The organism is Sphingomonas psychrolutea (genome assembly GCF_014636175.1).
Taxonomy (GTDB): Bacteria; Pseudomonadota; Alphaproteobacteria; order Sphingomonadales; family Sphingomonadaceae; genus Sphingomonas; species Sphingomonas psychrolutea.
This window is the reverse complement of the sequence record NZ_BMDW01000001.1, coordinates 98,436-119,366: the sequence shown is the minus strand read 5'-3', so window position 1 is coordinate 119,366 and position 20,931 is coordinate 98,436. Positions and strand designations below refer to the sequence as shown.

Sequence of the window (20,931 nt, the reverse complement as noted above, 5' to 3'; positions counted from 1 at the left end):
CGCGAACGGTAACGGTCGGGGACGCTACGTCAACCAGTGCCGACCGCTTCGGCGACCGAGGCGAAGCCGTCGCGCTTCAGGTTGGCGGCAAGACCGCGCACGATGCGGCGCGCCAGGCCGGGGCCGTGATAGACCAGCGCCGTGTACAGCTGCACGAGACTCGCCCCGCTGCGAATGCGGGCATAGGCTTCGTCAGCGCTGTCGATTCCACCGACCGAAATCAACGGCATCGTGCCGCCGGTCGCGCTGCGGAAATCGGCGAGGCGCAGGCGCGCGAGAGTGGCGAGCGGGGCGCCCGACAAGCCGCCGCCTTCGCCCGCATAAGGGGAGCGGAGCGCGGGGCGCGACACGGTCGTGTTGCTGACGATCAGCGCGTCGATATGGTGCTCGACCGCGGCGCGGGCGATCGCGTCGATCGCTGTGGCGTCGAGATCGGGCGCGACCTTTAAGAAGAGGCGCGGGCGCGCGATCGGCGCCCGCCGCGCCGCGTCGCACGCGGCGAGCAGGTCGGTCAGCTCCGAGCCATGCTGCAAATCGCGCAAGCCCGGCGTGTTGGGGGAGCTGATATTGACGGTGATATAATCCGCGACTTGCGCCGCCACCGTCACGCCATACACATAATCGGCGATGCGGTCGGTGGCGTCCTTGTTCGCGCCGACATTGATGCCGAGGATTCCGCGCCGCTTTGCGGCCAGGGCGCGCGGTAATGCGGCCTCGATCCCACCATTGTTGAAGCCCATGCGGTTGATCACCGCCGCATCCTCGACCAGCCGGAACAGCCGCGGCTGCGGGTTGCCGGGCTGGGGCAGCGGCGTCAGCGTGCCGATCTCGACGCTGCCGAAGCCGAGTCCGAAAAACCCGTCGATCGCGCGGCCGTCCTTGTCGACCCCTGCCGCCAGCCCGACCGGGTTGGGGAAGTCCAGGCCCGCGACCGTGGTTCGCAAACTGGCGGCACCGCGTGCATGCGGAAGGCGCGGGGTCGCCGCAAGCAGCCGGATCGTGAGGGCATGCGCACGCTCCGCCTCGAGCATGAACACAACGGGGCGGAGGAATGAAAAAAGCATCGCCCGCGCTGATGGCATTGGTGCGGGGCAAGGTCAAAGGGCGGTGGCCTCTATCGGGCGCGGCGGCTTGGCACGAAGACCGCAGAAAGCAAAAAGCCGAAATGGTAGCGATCTCGCGCGGTTTTGTGGCGACTCCATACAATACGGCATTGCATGAACGTGGTTGAAGGGTGGCGCGACCCAAGAGGCTGCTGCACGGCGGCTTCTTTCCTTTGGCTCGGCCAGCCTGTCTGGCCGGGCCACTTTTCTTTGTGCAGGGAACAGGTTACGCTGCTTCGGCACAAAGCGGGGGCGATTGGCGGTGGTCGAAATCGAGCTGGACTATGTCGTTCCCGCAGCCGATCTCGTCGACTATGTCACTTTATTTTATGATTTTTCCGCCAATGTGCCGATGTTCGAGGACGTTGAGCGCGCCGACAATGCGCAATTGCGCTTTCGCCTGTCGGCGGGTCACGGCAGCTATTGCTTCGCCGATGGGACCACGCAGGACGCGCCCGATGTTCATGTCGTCGGCCCGACGAGTGGGGCGGTGCGCGTCCGCGCCGAGGGGCCGGTCGCGATCTTCGGCCTTGGACTGACCGCAGCGGGGTGGGCGGCGATCGTCGGGGTGGATGCCTCGACGATGCTCAATCGCGTGATCGATGCCGATCTCGTGTTCGGCGCGCGACGCCTGGCGGTGGCGAGCGCGGCGCTCGCACGAGTGCAGGGCGTCGCAGCGCGCGCGCAACTGGTCGAGGCGCTGATCCGCGATCGGATCAGTGCCGGCGTCCGGCCAGCGCCGTTCGTGCAGCATGTCGAAGCCTGGCTGGCGGCAACGCCCTCGCCCGAAATGGCGTGCCTGATCGGGGCGACCGGGCTGTCGCGGCGGCAGATCGAACGCAAGTGCAATGCGCTCTACGGTTTCCCGCCAAAGCTGCTGGCGCGCAAATATCGCGCGTTGCGCGCGGCGGTTGCGTTGGTCGCGGGGGAGGAAACCGTCAACGATGCGGTCGATCGCGGCTTTTACGATCAATCGCACATGATCCGCGAGATCAAGCAGTTCACCGGCCTCACCCCGCGGCAAATCTGTGCCGAGCCGAATGTGCTGGCGCGCTTGACGATTTCGGGGCGGCTGGCGCTGGATGGCGTTGTCGGGCCGTTGATCAGCGGGACCTAGCGCCGAGCGAGCAAAGGGGGGTTGACCCGACTCGGGCGGACCCCCATTTGCAATCGGAGCAATCCGCTCCGATTGGATTTCATGCGTCTTTCCAGCCTTGCCGACTATGCCGTCGTGATGATGTCCGCCGCCGCGCGGCATTGCGGATCGTCGTGCCGGCTCAACGCGACCACGCTGGCCGAGGAAACCGGTCTGCCGCTGCCCACCGTGCAGAAACTGGTGAGCCGCTTGTCGGCGGGGGGGCTGATCGAGAGCGCGCGCGGCACCGGTGGCGGGTTCCGCCTGTCGCGCCCGGCTGCCGCGATTTCGCTCGCCGAGATCATCGAGGCGGTCGAAGGGCCGATCGCGCTGACGACGTGCGTCGACGAAGGTCGTCACGACTGCGCACTTGAGGGTGATTGCCGCGTGAAGCCGCATTGGAATGTCGTCAACGGCGCGGTGCGCGGTGCGCTCGGCGGTGTTTCGCTCGCTAGCCTGTCTGGGATACCTGCATAATGGAAGACCTCAAGAACGCCGAAGCCTATGAGGCCGCGAACAAGTCGTACGAATGGGGTTTTCATTCCGACATTGAGCAGGAATTCGCGCCCAAGGGGCTGAGCGAAGACACCGTCCGCTTCATCTCGGCCAAGAAGGGCGAGCCCGCATGGATGCTCGACTGGCGGCTGAAGGCGTATCGCCTGTGGCTGACGCTGGAGACGCCCGATTGGGCCAAGCTCCGGATGGACCCGATCGATTATCAGGACGCCTATTATTACGCCGAGCCCAAGGCCAAGCCCAAGCTTGGCTCGCTCGACGAGGTCGATCCCGAAATCCTGCGCGTCTATGAAAAGCTCGGTATCCCGATTGCCGAGCAAAAGCTGCTCGCCGGGGTCGAGGAACTGAACGAGGACGGAACCCCCAAGCGCCGTGTCGCCGTCGACGCGGTGTTCGACTCCGTGTCGGTCGCGACCACCTTCCGCAAGGAGCTGGAAAGCGCGGGCGTGATCTTCCGGTCGATTTCCGAAGCGATCAAGGAATATCCCGATCTCGTCCGCAAATGGCTCGGCAAGGTCGTGCCGCAGCATGACAATTATTTCGCGGCGCTCAACTGCGCGGTCTTCAGCGACGGGACCTTCGTTTATATCCCGGAGGGCGTGCGCTGCCCGATGGATTTGTCGACCTATTTCCGCATCAATGCCGAAAATACCGGGCAGTTCGAACGCACGCTGATCATCGCCGACAAGGGGGCGTATGTCTCCTATCTCGAAGGCTGCACCGCGCCGATGCGCGACGAGAATCAGCTGCATGCCGCGGTGGTCGAGCTGGTCATCCTGGACGATGCCGAGATCAAATATTCGACCGTGCAGAATTGGTATCCCGGCGATGCCGAGGGCAAGGGCGGAATCTACAATTTCGTCACCAAGCGCGCGCTCTGCCAGGGCAAGAACTCAAAGGTTTCGTGGACACAAGTCGAGACTGGCAGTGCGATCACGTGGAAGTACCCATCGTGCGTGCTTGCGGGCGAGAATAGCGTCGGCGAATTCTATTCGGTCGCCGTCACCAACAATCGCCAGCAGGCCGATACCGGCACCAAGATGATCCATCTCGGCAAGGGCAGCCGTTCGACGATCGTGTCGAAGGGCATTTCCGCCGGGCGCAGCGACAACACCTATCGCGGGCTGGTGCGTGTCGCGCCGACCGCCGAGGGCGTGCGCAACTTCACCCAGTGCGACAGTCTGCTGCTCGGCGACCAGTGCGGCGCACACACCGTGCCCTATATCGAAGTGCGCAATCCATCGGCGCAGATCGAGCATGAGGCGACGACTTCGAAGATCAGCGACGACCAGATGTTCTACGCGATGCAGCGCGGGCTCGATTCGGAGAGCGCGGTGGCACTGATCGTCAACGGCTTTGCCAAGGAAGTGCTGCAGCAACTGCCGATGGAATTCGCGGTCGAGGCGCAGAAGCTGTTGAGCATCAGCCTCGAGGGATCGGTCGGATGATCGCGGCGCTTGCCCTTATGGCGGTGCCGCCGTCCGACGCGATGGATTTCGAAAGCCTCGTCGTGTCGATCGCCAAGTGCGATCGTACCGCGGTGACCAACACCGTCGTCGCTGCCAACAAACGCCACAGCCAGTTTCTGCTCGTCTCCTATCAGGAGCAGCGCGCGATCGCGGCGGCGCGCGTCGAGCTCGCGGAACGGCGTCGCGTGCTGCACGCCAAAGAAGCCAAGGTCGATACCGAGCAAAGCCTCACCCTCGTCGCCGAAAGTCTTGTCGACCGTACCGAAGCGCTCGCCGATCAGCGCGTGCTCGATCAGTCGGAGCAGGACATGCTGGGGTATTTCCGCACACAATATCTGCGGCAATGCTCGGGGAAGGCGTTGTGAGACGCACCACGTTCACTCGACACTCCGGCCGTGTGCCGCGGTCCACCGCGCCTCGGACGGTGCGGCTTGAAGTCCATCTCAGTTGCGAGAAATTTTAGTGCTTAAAATCACCGACCTCCACGCCGAAATCGACGGTAAGGAAATCCTCAAGGGCCTCTCGCTCACCGTCAAGGCGGGCGAGATCCATGCGATCATGGGGCCGAATGGCGCCGGCAAGTCGACGCTCGGCTATGTGCTCGGTGGGCGGCCGGGGTATGAGGTTACCGCCGGTAGCGTAACTTTCGGGACTTTAGACCTGCTCGCCCTCGCCCCGCACGAGCGCGCCGCCGCGGGCCTGTTCCTCGGCTTCCAATATCCGGTCGAAATCCCCGGTGTATCGAACGTGCAGTTCCTGCGCGAATCCTTGAACGCGCAACGCCGTGGGCGCGACGAGAAGCCGTTGTCGGGTGCCGAGTTCCTCAAACTCGCGCGCGCGCAGGCCGATGCGCTGAGTATGGACCAGGAGATGCTCAAGCGCCCGGTCAATGTCGGCTTTTCGGGCGGCGAGAAGAAGCGCAACGAGATGGTGCAGATGGGCATTATCAATCCCATGCTGGCGATCCTCGACGAGACCGACAGCGGGCTCGACATTGATGCGTTGCGCGTCGTTGGCGACGGCATCAACCGGATCATGCGCAAGCCCGACAAAGCGGTGATCCTGATCACGCATTATCAGCGGCTGCTCGATTATGTCGCGCCCGATTTCGTGCATGTGCTGGCGGGCGGGCGGATCGTGCGCTCGGGCGGGCCGGAACTGGCGCTGGAGCTTGAGCGCGAAGGCTATGCCGGGGTGGCGGCATGAGCGCTTTCTCCTGTTTCCTCCCCTCCCTGGAAGGGAGGGGCTGGGGGTGGGTCGGCCCGTTGTTCGGGCAGACCGCGCTCCTCATACCGACCCACCCCCGACCCCTCCCTTCCAGGGAGGGGAGGCAATGAGCGTTGCCCTTCCAACGCGCCGCGATGAGGCTTGGCGCTATTCCGATCTCGAAGCCGTCGCCTCGGTCTGGCCCGTCGCGGCCGCCGACGTGATCGACGTTCCGGCTGGCACGCAGGTGTCGCGCGTCATCGTGCAGGATGCCGCGACCGACGCCGTCGCGATTCGCGATTACCGCGTGATCCTGCGCGAGGGCGCCACCGCAACCTTCCACGTGCTCAACACCGGTGGCCAGCTCGGTCGCGTGACCATCGACGTGACGTGTCACGAAGGTTCGCACTTCGAACTCGGCGCGGCGATGCTCGGTGGTGGCGCGCAGACGCTCGAGATCGTCACCACGCTCAACCATATCGAGCCGAACTCGACCTCCAACCAGGTTGTGCGTTCGGTGCTGGGCGGGCGCGCGACGGGGTCGTATCTCGGCAAGGTCGCGGTCGCGCGGCATGCGCAGAAGACCGATGCATCGCAATCGGTGAAAGCGATGCTGCTGACGCGCACCGCCACCGCCAATGCCAAGCCTGAACTTGAAATCTATGCCGACGATGTGAAGTGCGCGCACGGCGCGACGGTTGGCGAGTTGGACGCGAATGCATTGTTCTACCTCGCCTCGCGCGGGATTGCCCCCGCCGAAGCCAAGGCGCTGTTGCTCCGCGCGTTCATCGGATCGGTGTTCGAAGGGATTGCTGACGACGCCGAGCGCGCCCGCGTCGAGGCAGCCGCACAAGGGGCTTTGGAGCGGATGCTCGACAGCTCCCTCTCCCAACGGGAGAGGGAAGGGGTCCGCTCGGCGAAGCCGAGTGGGAAGGGTGAGGGTGACTTATGACGATTGCGCTGCACCCTCACCCTTCCGCGGCTTTGCCGCTCCCTCCCTCTCCCAACGGGAGAGGGATAAACGCGCTCGACCACCGCGCCGATTTCCCGGCGATCCCGGCAGGCTGGGCGTATCTCGACACCGCCGCCACGGCGCAGAAGCCGCAAGTCGTGATCGATGCGATCACGCGCGCGTATGACACCAGCTACGCCACGGTCCACCGCGGCGTGTATCAACGCTCCGCCGACATGACGCTCGCCTATGAAGCGGCACGGCGGACGGTTGCCCGCTTCATCGGTGCTGCTTCCGAGAACGAAATCGTGTTCGTGCGCGGCGCGACCGAGGGGATCAACCTTGTCGCGCAATGCTGGGCGGGCGAGCAACTGCAGGCGGGCGACCGCATCCTGCTCAGCCAGCTCGAGCATCACAGCAACATCGTGCCGTGGCAGATGGTGGCGGAGCGTGTTGGCGCGCACATCGACGTCCTCCCACTGACCGCCGATTACCAGATCGATCTCGACGCGATGGCGGCGATGATCACACCGGCGCACAAGATCGTCGCGCTGGCGCATGTCTCGAACGTGCTCGGCTCGGTGCTCGACGCGCGTCGCGCGGCGGACATCGCGCATTCGGTCGGCGCGAAGATTCTGCTCGACGGGTGTCAGGCGGCGCCGCGCATAACGCTCGACATGGCAGCGCTCGACTGCGATTTCTACGTCCTGTCCGGGCATAAGCTCTATGGCCCGACCGGGATCGGCGTGTTGTGGGCGCGGGCTGAGCTGCTCGATGCCATGCCGCCGATGCAGGGCGGCGGCGCGATGATCGACAAGGTCAGTTTTGCAGGCACGACTTATGCCCCGGCACCGGGGCGGTTCGAGGCCGGGACGCCGCATATCGTCGGCGCGCTCGGGCTGGCGGCGGGAATCGATTATGTTGAAAGCATCGGGCTGGCGCGCATCCATGCGCATGAAACCGCGCTGGTGAAGCTGACGCGCGACGCGTTGTCGCAGATCAATTCGGTGACACTCTATGGCCCGGAGGATTCCGCCGGGATCGTCAGCTTCAGCATCAAGGGCGTGCATCCGCACGACATCGGCACCATTTTGGACGAAGCGCACGTTGCGGTGCGCGCGGGGCATCATTGCGCGCAGCCGCTGATGGAGTATCTCGGCGTCGATGCTACGGCGCGGGCGAGTTTCGGGGTCTATAACAGCGCCGCCGATGTGGATGCGCTGGTCAAGGGCATAGCGCGCGTAACAAGGATTTTCGGATGAGCGACCGGATCGAAATCGAGGAAGTGAACGCGGTCGAGCAGCCACCGCGCGCGCGCGTCGACGCGCCCACTGAAACGCGCGAGCGCAAGCGCGACTATCTCGAAGGCTTTCTGTCGCAAAAACCGCAAGTCGAAGCGGCGGGCGAACCCGGCGGCGAATTGTACGAAGCCGTCGTCGCGGCGCTCAAGGACATTTACGATCCGGAAATCCCCGTCAACATCTACGATCTCGGTCTCATTTACGGCGTCGATGTCACCACCGACGGCCACGCCGTCGTCACAATGACGCTGACCACGCCGCATTGCCCGGTCGCCGAGACGATGCCGACCGAAGTCGAACTGCGCGTCGGCGCGGTGCCGGGGATCGGATCGTCCGAGGTCAATCTGGTGTGGGAACCCGCCTGGGACCCGGCCAAGATGTCCGACGATGCGAAACTTGAATTGGGCATGCTGTAATGCATCAAGCCCCTCCCCTGAAGGGGAGGGGTTGGGGTGGGGCCTCTCCGCGCATTCCGGCGGTGGATTAGGCGGCACGGCCCCACCCCCACCCCCTCCCCTGAAGGGGAGGGGCTAAAGAAGAAAGAGACGCCGATGACCACGACCACCCGCACCCGCCCCGCCGCGCTGATCCTGACCGCTTCGGCCGAGGCGCGGATCGCCGATCTGATGGCGAAGGCACCCGCCGATGCGATCGGCGTGAAGCTGTCGACTCCGCGGCGCGGTTGTTCGGGCCTGGCGTATTCGGTCGATTATGTGAGCGACGCCAAGCCGTTTGACGAACGCATCGATACGCCCGGCGGTACGCTGTTCGTCGATGGCGGATCGATCCTGTATCTCATCGGCAGCACGATGAACTGGGTCGAAGATGATTTCGCGGCGGGCTTTGTTTTCGTCAACCCCAATGCCAAGGGGGAATGCGGGTGCGGCGAGAGCTTCACGGTCTGATTGGGGATAAGGCGACATGGCAGGACTTTGGTTCGACGAATTAACGGTCGGACAGACCTTCCACCACGCGATCCGCCGGACGGTAACCGAGACCGATAACCTGCTCTTCTCCACGCTGACGCATAATCCGGCGGCACTGCACCTTGATGCCGAGGCGATGAAGGACAGCGACTATGGCCGGATCATCGTCAATTCGACCTTTACGCTGGGGCTGATGGTCGGCGTGTCGGTCGGCGATACGACACTCGGCACCGCGATCGCCAATCTCGGCTGGGACGAAGTGCGCTTTCCGGCACCCGTGTTCATCGGCGATACGCTGCGGATCGAAACCGAGGTGGCCGATCTTCGCGAGTCCAAATCGCGGCCCACTGCCGGGATCGTCACCTTTCTCCACCGTGCGTACAATCAGCGCGACGAACTGGTCGCGACGTGCAAGCGCAGCGGCCTGCAACGGAAGAAACCGGCATGAGCCTGCTCCGATCCTGGCTGTTCATCCCCGGCGACAGCGAAAAGAAACTGGGCAAGGCGGATGGCACGGGCGCGGATGCGCTGATCCTCGATCTCGAAGATTCGGTTGCGGCGGAGAACAAGCCGCGCGGGCGGGCGCTCGTTGCGGCGTTCCTGCGCGATCGTCCCGCATCCGCGCGCACCAGCCAACTGTGGGTGCGGATCAACCCGCTCGACAGCGGCCTGGCGCTCGACGATCTGGTCGCGGTGGTTGCCGCCGCGCCCGATGGGGTGATGCTGCCGAAATGCGGCGGCCCGGCGGATATCGCGCAGCTGTCTTACTATCTCGATGCACTTGAGGCGCAGGCGGGCATCGCGGCGGGGTCGATCCGGATTGTGCCGGTGGCGAGCGAGACGGCTGCTGCGCCGTTTGCGCTCGGCGATTATGCCGGTGCCAAGCTCGATCGGCTGCTTGGGCTGACCTGGGGGGCGGAGGATCTGGCGACCGCGCTCGGTGCCAGCACCAACCTTGATCCCACCGGCGGGTGGGCGCTGACCTATCGGCTGGTGCGATCGCTCACTTTGATGGGTGCGAAAGCGGCGGGGGTGCAGGCGATCGACACGCTGTATGTCGACTTCCGCGATGAGGCGGGTCTGCGCGCAACGTCGCGCGCCGCGCGCGGCGAGGGTTTTACCGGGCGCCTCGCGATCCACCCGGCGCAAGTCGCGGCGATCAACGAAAGCTTCCTGCCGTCTGCCGAGGAGATTGCGCATGCCGAGCGGGTCGTCGCGGCGTTTGCTGCTTCGCCGGGCGCGGGCACCGTCGCGATCGACGGCCGGATGACCGACATACCGCATCTGAAGCAAGCCCAGGCGGTGCTGGCGCTCGCCGCCGCGACGCCGTAACCGCGCGCCTTACCCCACCGACGCCGTTGCCAAAGCGAGATCGATCTGCGCCTGGCAGCGCGGCAGCAGCAAATGCCGGATCATTTCCATGTCGTTCTGCAACGCGACCGGATCGGCCCCCTCCGCCGCCCGCAACGCCTGTTTGAGCCAATCGCTCATCCGCGGGTGATCCAGCACCCAGGCGATCCGTGCGTCCGCCGCTGCGATGCGGAGTTCGGGCTCCGGTCGCGCTACTTCCATCTGACGGTTCGGCGTCATGCCTGGACCGCCGGATCGCGCGCCGGGGCGACGGCGAGTTCCGCGGCGACGACCGCTTCCCACGCCAGATCGCCACGATAGCGCCACGCCATCTGCCCGGCATCATCGAGCGCGAAGAGATGGAGCCAGCGATTGTCGAACAAGGCGCGCACCGCCGGATGCCGTTCGAGGATCGCGGTCATCGCCTCGCGCGGCGCCTCGATACACACGCTCAGCCGCAGCGGCTCGTGCGCCAAGGCAACGCCGTCATGCAGCGATTGCCATGGCAGCCCCGCGCGCAGCGTCCCGCCATTACCTTCGACCACGCCGATCCCGCCGACGACATTGTGGAGCAATTTGTTGCCGCCGCCGAACAGATCGGGCGCCACGCTCGATCCGTAATATTGCAAGCTGATCCAACTCGCCACAACGACGGGCGCGGTCATGATCAGCTTGAGCACGCCGAACCCCGCATCGTCGGGCCAATGATAGTCGTGCAGGAACGCGCGACCCTGCAGTGATTTGCCCGTGGTGCGGCTGCGCGGCGCGGCGATGAACGCCTTGCATCCCGCCAGCGCCCATTCGGGGCGGGTTTCGGCCCAGTCGCGGCTGCGCCGGGTCAGGCAGCTTTCGGACAGAGCGCGCGGCAGGCGCAGCGCGCGCTCCCCGCGCGTCAGGGCGCCCGCATCCGCCAGCAACCCGCGCGCGCGGATCACGGCGGCGCGGTGCTCGGGCGAGGGATGGTCGCCGGCATAGATAAACACCGTGTCGGTAGTCGTGTCGTGCAGCGCGGCGAGGAACAAGGTCGCCGCCGGGATCAGAATAGCGCGCGCGCGCAGACCGTCGCGGATCGCGGGATCGTTGAGCAGTCCCGCCAGCAAGCGCGCATTGACCTCCCCCGAATAGCCGCCGCACGCGCCGCACTGCAGGCCGCTCGCATGCGGATTGTTGACGACGTTCGCACCATGCCCGACCAGCAGAACGAGCGGCGCGAAATCGCGCGTGAGCGACATCGCCCGCAGGATCGATTCCGCCATGCCGATCCGCGCTGCCAGATCGAGCGGCGGTTCGGCGTGCGGTGGCGGATCGTTGGGCACGGCATTGGCGTGGAGCGCGAAGGCGTCGCGCAGCAGCTTGCCGATATAGACCGGCCCCGCCGCCTCGACAAAGGCGAACGAGGATATCGCCGCCAGCTTGAAGCGGCCCCATGCCCGCGTCGCGCGGGCCTTGTAGCGCGCGAGCGTATCGGCATCGAAGTCTGCGTTTTCGCCCGAACGCGAGGTGAGGCCGGGATTGAGCAGCACCGGCAAACGATGCTCTGCCACATCGGAGGCAAAGCGGCGATGCGATGCGGTCAGCCCGAAAAAGCCCGCAAACCCCAACGTCTGAATGCCGGGATGCACCGATTCGAGTGCGCGCCGGAAAACCTCTGATCGCACGTCGATGCAGAATGCTGCTTGCAGGATGACGGGGGTCGGATCGGCGACGGGGTGCGCTGCCGATAGCGTCCGGCCAAGATCACGCTGCGCCGCGCGTTCGCATGCTTCCTGCAAGATGGCATCGACGATCGCGTCGGCGCTGGGCGCGACGGGTTGCGCGTGCGCCGCGATCGCTGCGTCCCATTGTCCCGCGATCAGCGGTGCGTAGCGGGCGAACAGCGCTTCTTCCCACAATAAGCGGATCGACAGAAAGTCGGTGATCGTAGCATCATTCGCCCCGCTGAGCTCGGCTTGCCAGAGCTTGTAGCGCGCGTATTGCGCCCACCCGCCGAGCGTGATCAGCAAGCTATGGAAATAGGTCTGCGCGGCTGCAGCGGGGAAGCCCAATTGTCCGGCGGCGCGCGCGCTTGCCTCCGCCGCCGTCTCGGGCGCGTCGGCGACGAAGCGTGCAAACCCCACCAGACCGGCAATTTCGGGCGTCAGATCATGCGTCGCGACCGCCTGCCAGGCGGCGTAGGCGCTGCGTCCCGTGGGGGCCGCCCACAAGGCTTGCCCTTCGTCGAAATAGGCTGCTGCCCAGGCACCGAAGCGCTCGGCGATGATACCGGGCCAGTCGATCCCCGATGCCGCCGCCGCCAGATCGGCAATCGTCGGCAGCGCCGCGATCGGCTCCGACGACCGCTCGGTTGCGGTCTTCAGCGCAGCGACCGAGTCGGGACGAAGCGCTGCAGGCGCGATCGCAAGTGCGGCGGCGAGATCGTCATCGCTCACGGTGCCGTCGGCGATGCGGGCGCGATACCAGTGGCGCGGCATTGTGACGGGGGCACCGGCAACGCGCGCCAGCAATGCGGCGGTCTCGGCAAGGGTCTGGTCGCTCTGGCCGAAATAGGGGTTCACCGCGACGCTCGACGCCAGTGGCCAGACCGGCGGGATGGCGCGCGCCGCCGCATCGGCGGCTTCGAACAGCGCGCTGGGATCGACAGTCTGCGGTTCGAATCGCTTAGCCATTGGCTTCCTCTCCTTGCCCGACATGCGCACCGGCTGCACCGTCCAGCCGCCGAGCAACCGGTCGAACAGGGCGTTGGCGTAAACGCCGTTGGACAAATGGACGCGCAGACCGGCGGCGGCGGGGTGGTAGGCCCAGAGCGGGAACATCGCCTGCGCGATCGCGACCAACCCGAAGCTCAGCACCGCAAGCACGATGAGCGCCCATTCGAGCGGCCCCGGCATCGGGGTTGCGGGCAGCGCGTCGGTGGTCAGCCACTGCGCAAGGCCATGCAGCGCGAAATAGCCGATCGACGCCGCGACGGCATAGACCGCCACGCGCCGCGTCAGCGCGCGCGGGGCGGCATCGGCAAAGCCCTGCGCGAAGAGATAGGCGATCCCGAAAATCAGGATCGCGCCGAGCGCAATGCCTTGCGGCGATTGGTGGTGGAACCCGAATGCCGCGCCGATCGCGCCATAGATGCCGAGCGCGACCAGAAACGCGCGGCCAACGGCCTTGGTATTGGGGATTGCCACCGGCCCGGGACGACGCGTGACCGCGATCCGCTCGACTGCGCCGCCCGAGGCAAGAAACGAATGCGCCTTGTACAGCGAATGCGCGACGATATGCAGCAGCGCGAGCGGGAACAGCGCCAGCCCGCATTGCATGATCATGAAGCCCATTTGTGCGACCGTCGACCAGGCAAGCGAGGTCTTCACCGCCGGCTGGGTCAGCATCACCACCCCGCCGAACAAAGCGGTCAGCCCGCCGATCATCACCAGCACCGCGAGGACGCCGGGTGCCAACAGCATGACGTCGGCAAAGCGGATCAGGAGGAAGCCGCCGGCATTGATGACACCCGCATGGAGCAGCGCCGAGACCGGGGTCGGCGCTTCCATCACTTCGGTCAGCCAACCGTGGAGCGGAAACTGCGCCGATTTGAGCAGCGCGGCGATTGCCAGCAGCCCGGCGGCGGCCACCGCAAGACCGCCGCCTTCCCCGGCGCGCGCGGCAGTCAGGATCGCGGCAATGTTGCTCGTTCCGTAGCTGATGACGAGCAGCGCCGCTGCACCGACTAGGGCTGCATCGGCGGCCCGCGCGGTGACGAATTTCTTGCGCGCCGCGCGCTGTGCCGCGACGCGATCGGGATAGAAAAGCAATAGCCGGTGGAGCCCGAGGCTCGTCGCCACCCAGGCGAGGACGAGCTGCACCAGATCCCCCGACAGGACGAGCAGCAGCACGGCCGCCAGCGTCACGCACAGCCAGCCAGTGAAGCGTCCTTGCCGCGCTTCCCCGTCGAGATAGGTCCCGGAATAGCGCACCACGATCCATCCAACGAACGACACCAGCAGCGCCAACGTTACGCTGACCGCGTCGAGCCGCGCGGCAAAGCCGACGCCCGCAAGTCCGATCACGCGGCTTTCGACCGGCCCGTGGCTAATCAGCACGACCGCTGAAATGGCCGCCACTGCAACCGCCGCCAGCGCCGCGCCTTCCGCCAAGCGCGCCACCCCGCGAATGCTGCGCGGTGGCGTGATAAAGGCGATGGCCGCGCTCAGCAGCAGCGTGAGCGGGGCGGTGAAGGGCAAGAGATCGAATGGCACCGGTTTCCCCCAAGCGCTGTATTGCGCGTGAAAGCGGCCATTACGCTTGCGATTTGATCGCGAAAAATTCATTGTTTTTATCGTATCGTTCTGTTTTAAAGAACGATGTGAAGACGCTCAACTTTAACCACCTGCGCTATTTCTGGGCGGTCGCGCATGAGGCTAGCTTGACGCGCGCGGCCGAGCGGCTGAACCTGTCGCAATCGGCACTGTCGGTGCAGATCCAGAAACTGGAATATCAGATCGGCCACATGCTGTTCGACCGCGTCGGCAAACGGCTGGTGCTGACCGAGGCCGGACAGATCGCGCTCGATTATGCCGATACGGTGTTTCAGGCGGGCGATGAATTGCTGAGCACGCTCGACGGGCGGCCGCTCGCCAACCGCCAAGTCTTGCGCGTCGGCGCGCTCACCACGCTGTCGCGCAACTTCCAGCTCCAGTTCCTGCGCCCGCTGGTCGGTCGCGCCGATGTCGAGCTGATCGTGCGATCGGGCACGATCCGCGACTTGCTCGCCCAGCTTGAGGCGCACAGCATCGATGTCGTCTTGTCGAACAGCGCCGCCCCGCGTGATGCCCGCGCGTCGTTTCGCAACCATTTGCTCGATCAACAGCCCATCAGTCTGGTCGGTCGTCCGCGGCCCGGCCCGCGCACATTCCGCTTTCCCGAGGATTTGCGACACGAACCGATCCTGTTGCCGAGCCTCGACAGCGATATCCGCGTCGGGTTCGACCGTTTGCTGGAATTGGCCGGAATCCGGCCGATCATTCTTGCCGAAGTCGATGACATGGCGATGTTGCGCTTGCTCGCGCGCGAACGCGAAGGGGTGACGCTCGTGCCGCCGATCGTCGTCTTCGACGAACTCGAAGCCGGAACGCTGGTCGAGCATTGCCGCATCCCGCAATTGACCGAGCGTTTCTACGCGATCACCCAGAAACGCCGCTTTCCCAATCGGCTGCTGGGCGACCTGCTCGAACGATCCGCCCCAGCGGGAACCGCGCTCGCCGACGACTGATTCGCCGCTACGGAACGCTGGCGATCGGATGTCCCGTCGGGCGGAGTTGCCAATCGCTCGATATTGAGGCTCAATGTTGCCAAAATATCAGGGGGATGATTCGGGATGGTGGGAGCGTCAACGATCGTCGCCGATGTGGTTCCCACGCATAATCCCGTCCGTACCCGCAGCGACTGGGCGACGATGCGCGCGGCGGTGCTCGCCGATCCGGGCGCGTTTCATGGGAGCATCGCCGCACGGACGATGCACTGGTTCGTCGCCGCTGTCGGCGCGGCGGGGGCGTGGCTCTCGCGGGGCGACGATGGACATTGGTCTGGTTGGGACGCGCAGACCGGCGCGGCGGTAACGCCCGCTCTCCCCGCCGACTTCGCGCCGTGGACGCAGGCGTTCGACGGATCCGAGCCGCCGCACTGGCGCTGGTTCGTCGGTGGGCGCACCAATGCCTGTTTCAGCGAAGTCGACCGCCACGTGCTGGGCGGGCATGGCGATGAAACCGCCTTGATCTTCGAGGGCGACCGCTGGGACATGTCGGCGGGGGGCGGGCAGGGTGCGCCGGTCGATTGCTTCAGCGTGTCGCGCAAGCAGTTGCTGCTCGAGACCGCGAAATGCGCGCTTGCGCTGGAGGCGTTGGGGCTGAAGGCGGGCGACCGCATCGCGCTCAACATGCCGAGCATCGTGCCGCAGATTTACTGGACCGAGGCGGCAAAGCGACTCGGCATCGTCTACACCGCCGTGTTCGGCGGTTTCAGCGACAAGACGTTGTCGGACCGCATTTGCGATGCCGGCGCGCGCGTCATCGTCACCTCGGATGGCAGCTATCGCAATGCGCAGGTGGCTGCCTTCAAGAACGCCTATACCGATCCGGCGCTCGACAATTACGTGCCGGTGGCGACCGCGCTGGCGATCCTTGCCGAGACCGACCTCGAACTTGCCCCCGCCGAAACCGAAACGATCCTCGCGACCGTCAAGCAGACGCTGGCGGGCGAAGTATCGGTCGAACGCTCCGACGTGATGCGCGGCGTCGGGCGCGCGCTGATTACGCTGGGAAGCGAGAGCCGGATCAGCAGCGCCAACGCCGCGCGCGTGCGCATCGCGATCGCCTCCAGCCTGGTAACGCTGCCGCCGCGCGTCGAGACGGTGATCGTCGTGCGCCACACCGCGCAACCCGACATCATCTGGCGCGAAGAGCGCGACCGGTGGAGCCATGAGCTGACCGATGCGGCGCTCGAAACGCTGCTGGCGAAGGCGGGCGATGCCGGTTTCGCGGTGACGACGCAGGCCGAGTTGCTGGCGTTGCCCGATCAGGATTTCGTCCGCGCGATCTGGGCCTCGTCAAAGCCGCTGCCGGTCGATGCCGATTATCCCATGTTCTTCATCTACACCTCGGGCTCGACCGGCAAGCCCAAGGGGATCGTCCACGCGCACGGCTATGCCGCCGGGCTGGCCGAGACGATGGCGGTGGCGTTCGATGCGCGGTCCGGCGACACGCTGTTCGTCGTTGCTGATCCGGGCTGGATCACCGGGCAATCCTATCTGATCTGCGCGCCGCTGATGACGCGGGTGACGAGCGTGGTGTCGGAAGGGTCGCCGGTCTTCCCGCACGCCGGGCGCTTCGCCTCGATGATCGAGCGGCACAAGGTTACGATCTTCAAGGCGGGCGTGACCTTCCTCAAATCGGTGATGTCGGACCCGTCCAATCTCGCCGACCTCCAACGCTACGACATGGGGCGCCTGCGCGTCGCGACCTTCTGCGCCGAGCCGACCTCGCCCTCGGTGCAGGCGTTCGGGATGCAGCATGTCGTGCCGCAATATATCAACAGCTATTGGGCGACCGAGCATGGCGGCATTGCCTGGACGCATTTCTACGGCAATCGCGATTTCCCGCTAAAGGCCGACGCGCACGCCTATCCCTTGCCGTGGATCGTCGGCGATGTGTGGGTCGAGGATGCCGATGCGGTGACCGATGCTACGCCGTTCGCGCGCGACGGCGGGGAGGGCGTGCCGTGGCGCCAGGCCGCAATGGGCGAGAAAGGCGAGATCGTCATCGCCGCGCCATACCCCTACCTCGCGCGCACGATCTGGGGCGATGTCGAGAATTTTCGCGTCGAAAATGGCAGTGTGGCAACTGAGTGGCGCGGTGACGCGGCACGCTGGATCGACGGCTATTGGAAGCGCTGGCGCGGGAGCTGGGCCTACACCCAGGGTGATTTCGCGATCGCGCATGACGATGGCTCTTTCTCGCTCCACGGGCGCAGCGACGACGTCATCAATGTCTCGGGTCACCGCATGGGGACCGAGGAGATCGAGGGCGCGGTGCTGCGCGACAAGGCGCTCGACCCCGATTCGCCCGTCGGCAATGTGCTGGTGATCGGCGCGCCGCACCGCGAAAAGGGGCTGACCCCGCTCGCCTTCGTGGTGCCCGTCGCGGGGCGCAAGCTGACGCTCGACGACAAGCGCCGCCTGTTCGAACTGGTGCGCAGCGAAAAGGGCGCGGTCGCGGTGCCGGCCGATTTCATCGAAGTCTCGCAATTCCCCGAAACGCGCTCGGGCAAGTACATGCGCCGAATGGTGCGCGCTTTGGTCGAGGGCGGAGACGTCGGCGACGTGACGACGCTGCGCAACCCCGAAGCGCTGACCGAACTCAAGACCGCGATCGACGACTGGCAACGCAAGCAGCGCCTCAGCGAGGAGCAATCGCTGTTCGAACGCAACCGCTATTTCCTGGTGCAGTACAATACCGTCGCACCGGGCAAACGCGTCGCGACCGTCACCGTCACCAATCCGCCGGTCAACGCGCTCAACGAACGCGCGATCGACGAGCTGGTCGTCGTGGTCGATCAACTCTCCCGCAAGGACGATGTCGTCGCGGTGGTGTTCACCGGGCAGGGCACCGCCTCGTTCGTCGCGGGCGCGGACATCCGCCAGATGCTCGAGGAAATCCATACCTTCGACGAAGCGATTGTCCTGCCCAACAATGCGCAGCTCGCCTTCCGCAAGATCGAAACGATGGGCAAGCCGTGCATCGCCGCGGTGCAGGGCGTGGCGCTCGGCGGCGGGATGGAGTTCGCGCTGGCGTGCCACTACCGCATCGCCGAGCCGACCGCGCGCTTCGGCCAGCCTGAGATCCGCTTGCGCTTACTGCCCGGCTATGGCGGGACGCAGCGTCTGCCGCGCTTGTTGGCGGATAGGAATGGCGCGGAGGGCGTGCGCGACGCGCTCGATCTGATCCTAGGCGGGCGGAGCATCAATGCGGCTGCGGCCACGGGCATTGGCCTTGTCGATACCTTGGTCGAAGGATCGCGCGACGCGCTGGCCGAGGCGCACGCGGCGGTGCGCGCCTTTGTGAAGGACGGCGAGAAGAGCCCGCTCGGGGCAGCCTATGCTGCGCGACAGGCTGCCACCAACGCGTGGGAAGCGGCATCCTCGGTCGATCTCGATGCGGTGCTGGAAGACGATTTCCTCAAGCGCATCCAGCGCCAGCTCGACTGGGCGGGACGTGGCACGGCGGGTGCGCGGGCGCTCGAAGCGGTGCGCACCGGCCTCGAGCAGGGCATGACCGCAGGCCTCGCGCGCGAAGCGACGTTGTTCGCCGAGGCGATCATCGATCCCGAAGGCGGCAAGACCGGCATCCGCCAGTTCATGGACAAGGTCAGCCCGCCGCTTCCGGTGCGGCGCGACGGCGTTTGGCTGGACGACGAGCATGAACCGCGTGGGAAATCGCTGGAGGCAGCGGGCGAACTCCTCCCCGTCGGCGCGCCCTTCTACCCGGGCGTCACGCGCATTCCCGAATGGCAGTACGCCTTCGGTATCGCCCGCGATGCCGAGACCGGCGCCCCGCGCTTCGGCCCGCCCGCGAGCCACGAACGCGAACTGATCGTGCACGTGCCCGAGCCAGCGCCGAACGAGGCGTTGCTCTACATGCTGACCAGCGAGGTCAATTTCAACGACATCTGGGCGCTGACCGGTATCCCGGTCTCGCCGTTCGATTCCCATGAGCAAGACGTCCAGATCACCGGCTCCGGCGGCATCGCGTTGGTCGCGGCCCTTGGCAGTGAGACGCGGGCCGAGGGGCGGGTGAAGGTCGGCGATCTCGTCACCGTCTATTCGGGCACCAACGATCTGCTGAGCCCGCAGGTCGGCAACGACCCGATGTACGCCGACTTCTCGATCCAGGGCTATGAGACCGAAACGGGCAGCCATGCGCAGTTCCTGACCGTGCAGGCGCCGCAGATGCACGCGATCCCGCCCGACCTGACGCTGGAACAAGCGGGCAGCTATGTCCTCAACCTCGGCACGATCTCGCGCTGTCTGTTCACCACGCTCCAAATCGCGCCGGGGCGGACGCTGTTCGTCGAAGGCGCGGCGACCGGCACCGGACTCGATGCCTTGCGCAGCTCGGTCCGCACCGGCTTGCAAGTGACCGGCCTGGTCTCCTCACCCGAACGCGCCGCCTTCATCACGGAACAGCAAGGCGCGGTCGGCGCAATCGATCGCAAAGATCCGCGCCTTGCCGACCTCTATACGATCGTCCCGGAGGATCCCGAAGCCGCGCGCGCTTGGGAAGCGGCCGGCGCACCGCTGATCGCCGAATACGAGTCGCTCAACGGCGGTAACCGCGCCGATTATGTCGTCAGCCATGCCGGCGAAACCGCTTTCCCGCGCAGTTTCCAATTGCTGGCGGAAGGCGGCACGCTTGCCTTCTACGGCGCGTCATCTGGCTACCATTTCAGCTTCATGGGCAAACCCGGCGCGGCTTCCCCGGAGGAGATGCTGCGTCGCGCCGCTTTGCGCGGTGGCGAGGCGGTGCTGATCTATTACGGCCCGCGCTCGACCGCCTTGCTCGACGAGACCGGCCTCGAAATGATCGAGGCGGCGCGGCGCTTCAACGCGCGCAGCGTCGTCGCCACCACCACCGATGGCCAGCGCGAATTCCTGCAATCGCTCGGCCTCGAAGACGCGATCGAGGGGATCGTCAGCCTCGAATCGATTCGGCGGAAGGAGGGCGCCAATTTCCTGTGGCCCGACACGATGCCGCTGCTGCCCGATTCCAAGGTTGATATCGAAATCTTCAAGGCGGCAGTGCGCGATTATCAGGATCGCGTGATGAAGCCGTTTGGCAGCGCCGTCGGCAAGATCTTGCGTTCGCCCGACAATCCGCGCGGCAGCCCCGATCTGATCATCGAACGCGCAGCACAGGATACGCTCGGCGTCTCGACGTCGCTGGTGAAGCCCTTCACGGGCCGCGTGATCTTTGCCGAGGATCTGGCGGGCCAACGCTTCACTTTTTATGCACCGCAAGTGTGGACGCGGCAGCGCAAGATCCTGATGCCGACCGCTTCCATCCTCGGCACGCATCTGTGCAACGCCTATGAAGTGTCGCGGATGAACGACATGATCGCGGCGGGGCTGCTCGAAGTCACCGAGCCGCACGTGGTGCCGTGGGACGGCTTGCCCGAGGCGCATCAGGCGATGTGGGAAAACCGCCATTCGGGCGCGACCTATGTCGTCAACCACGCGCTCCCCGAACTGGGCTTGCGCAGCCGCGATGCTTTGCTGGAGGCGTGGGCTGCGACGGAGGCAAATCCGCCCGACGCTTAATTGCATCGGGAACGCGCAACTCCCGTTGCCGTTATGAAAATCCTCGATAAGATCAGACACGCCCTCCCCAGGCTCTGAACACCAAGGTGCGAACCAATATCGCACGACACGTGGA

Annotated in this window: 17 protein-coding genes; 14 read left to right on the top strand and 3 right to left on the bottom strand. The window is 65.7% G+C overall.

All coding sequences use genetic code 11. From position 1 onward, the window contains the following. Window positions 1-29: 29 nt before the first annotated feature. Complete coding sequence (locus IEV62_RS00555) at window positions 30-1,064, bottom strand: quinone-dependent dihydroorotate dehydrogenase (protein ID WP_188444821.1); 1,035 nt, start codon at window positions 1,062-1,064, stop codon at window positions 30-32. On the opposite strand from IEV62_RS00555, the gene IEV62_RS00550 reads away from it, so the two are divergent. From IEV62_RS00550 to IEV62_RS00495, 12 genes are all read left to right on the top strand, one after another. Beyond that, window positions 1,052-1,231 (top strand): hypothetical protein, encoded by a 180-nt coding sequence (locus IEV62_RS00550; protein ID WP_188444820.1) that lies wholly within the window; start codon window positions 1,052-1,054, stop codon window positions 1,229-1,231. The genes IEV62_RS00555 and IEV62_RS00550 overlap by 13 nt on opposite strands. Before the next feature lie 134 nt (window positions 1,232-1,365). After that, the gene (locus IEV62_RS00545; RefSeq protein WP_188445008.1) at window positions 1,366-2,220 is read left to right on the top strand and encodes a helix-turn-helix domain-containing protein; all 855 of its coding nucleotides are present in this window, start codon (window positions 1,366-1,368) and stop codon (window positions 2,218-2,220) included. A gap of 81 nt (window positions 2,221-2,301) precedes the next feature. Next, window positions 2,302-2,715 (top strand): SUF system Fe-S cluster assembly regulator, encoded by a 414-nt coding sequence (locus IEV62_RS00540; protein WP_188444819.1) that lies wholly within the window; start codon window positions 2,302-2,304, stop codon window positions 2,713-2,715. After that, window positions 2,715-4,202, top strand: a complete 1,488-nt coding sequence (gene sufB / locus IEV62_RS00535) for a Fe-S cluster assembly protein SufB (RefSeq protein WP_188444818.1) — start codon at window positions 2,715-2,717, stop codon at window positions 4,200-4,202. The genes IEV62_RS00540 and sufB overlap by 1 nt, the downstream gene beginning before the upstream one ends. Further along, a complete protein-coding gene (locus IEV62_RS00530; protein WP_188444817.1) occupies window positions 4,199-4,588 on the top strand; it encodes a hypothetical protein in 390 nt (129 codons plus the stop codon). The genes sufB and IEV62_RS00530 overlap by 4 nt, the downstream gene beginning before the upstream one ends. A gap of 97 nt (window positions 4,589-4,685) precedes the next feature. Further along, window positions 4,686-5,429, top strand: a complete 744-nt coding sequence (gene sufC, locus IEV62_RS00525; protein WP_188444816.1) for a Fe-S cluster assembly ATPase SufC — start codon at window positions 4,686-4,688, stop codon at window positions 5,427-5,429. A 127-nt stretch (window positions 5,430-5,556) separates the two neighbouring features. After that, entirely contained in the window at window positions 5,557-6,381 is an 825-nt protein-coding gene (locus IEV62_RS00520) for a SufD family Fe-S cluster assembly protein (RefSeq protein ID WP_188444815.1), read from the top strand. Next, window positions 6,378-7,643, top strand: a complete 1,266-nt coding sequence (locus IEV62_RS00515) for an aminotransferase class V-fold PLP-dependent enzyme (RefSeq protein ID WP_188444814.1) — start codon at window positions 6,378-6,380, stop codon at window positions 7,641-7,643. The genes IEV62_RS00520 and IEV62_RS00515 overlap by 4 nt, the downstream gene beginning before the upstream one ends. After that, a complete protein-coding gene (locus IEV62_RS00510; RefSeq protein WP_188444813.1) occupies window positions 7,640-8,098 on the top strand; it encodes an SUF system Fe-S cluster assembly protein in 459 nt (152 codons plus the stop codon). Before IEV62_RS00515 ends, IEV62_RS00510 begins: the two co-directional genes overlap by 4 nt. A 135-nt stretch (window positions 8,099-8,233) precedes the next feature. After that, window positions 8,234-8,587 carry a HesB/IscA family protein gene (locus IEV62_RS00505; protein WP_188444812.1) on the top strand — a complete coding sequence of 118 codons (354 nt, stop codon included), beginning with the start codon at window positions 8,234-8,236 and terminating at the stop codon, window positions 8,585-8,587. A gap of 16 nt (window positions 8,588-8,603) precedes the next feature. Continuing rightward, window positions 8,604-9,056, top strand: a complete 453-nt coding sequence (locus IEV62_RS00500; protein ID WP_188444811.1) for a MaoC family dehydratase — start codon at window positions 8,604-8,606, stop codon at window positions 9,054-9,056. After that, window positions 9,053-9,940, top strand: a complete 888-nt coding sequence (locus tag IEV62_RS00495) for an HpcH/HpaI aldolase/citrate lyase family protein (RefSeq protein ID WP_188444810.1) — start codon at window positions 9,053-9,055, stop codon at window positions 9,938-9,940. Before IEV62_RS00500 ends, IEV62_RS00495 begins: the two co-directional genes overlap by 4 nt. Before the next feature lie 9 nt (window positions 9,941-9,949). Here IEV62_RS00495 and IEV62_RS00490 read toward each other — a convergent pair whose 3' ends face one another. Further along, window positions 9,950-10,198, bottom strand: a complete 249-nt coding sequence (locus tag IEV62_RS00490) for a hypothetical protein (protein ID WP_188444809.1) — start codon at window positions 10,196-10,198, stop codon at window positions 9,950-9,952. Then, window positions 10,195-14,205, bottom strand: a complete 4,011-nt coding sequence (locus IEV62_RS00485) for a putative inorganic carbon transporter subunit DabA (RefSeq protein ID WP_188444808.1) — start codon at window positions 14,203-14,205, stop codon at window positions 10,195-10,197. The genes IEV62_RS00490 and IEV62_RS00485 overlap by 4 nt, the downstream gene beginning before the upstream one ends. A 107-nt stretch (window positions 14,206-14,312) precedes the next feature. Between IEV62_RS00485 and IEV62_RS00480 the strand changes: the two genes are divergently transcribed. Together IEV62_RS00480 and IEV62_RS00475 are read left to right on the top strand one after the other, a co-directional pair. Then, complete coding sequence (locus tag IEV62_RS00480; RefSeq protein WP_188444807.1) at window positions 14,313-15,218, top strand: LysR family transcriptional regulator; 906 nt, start codon at window positions 14,313-14,315, stop codon at window positions 15,216-15,218. A 105-nt stretch (window positions 15,219-15,323) separates the two neighbouring features. Further along, window positions 15,324-20,816 (top strand): AMP-binding protein, encoded by a 5,493-nt coding sequence (locus IEV62_RS00475; RefSeq protein WP_188444806.1) that lies wholly within the window; start codon window positions 15,324-15,326, stop codon window positions 20,814-20,816. Window positions 20,817-20,931 lie beyond the last annotated feature (115 nt).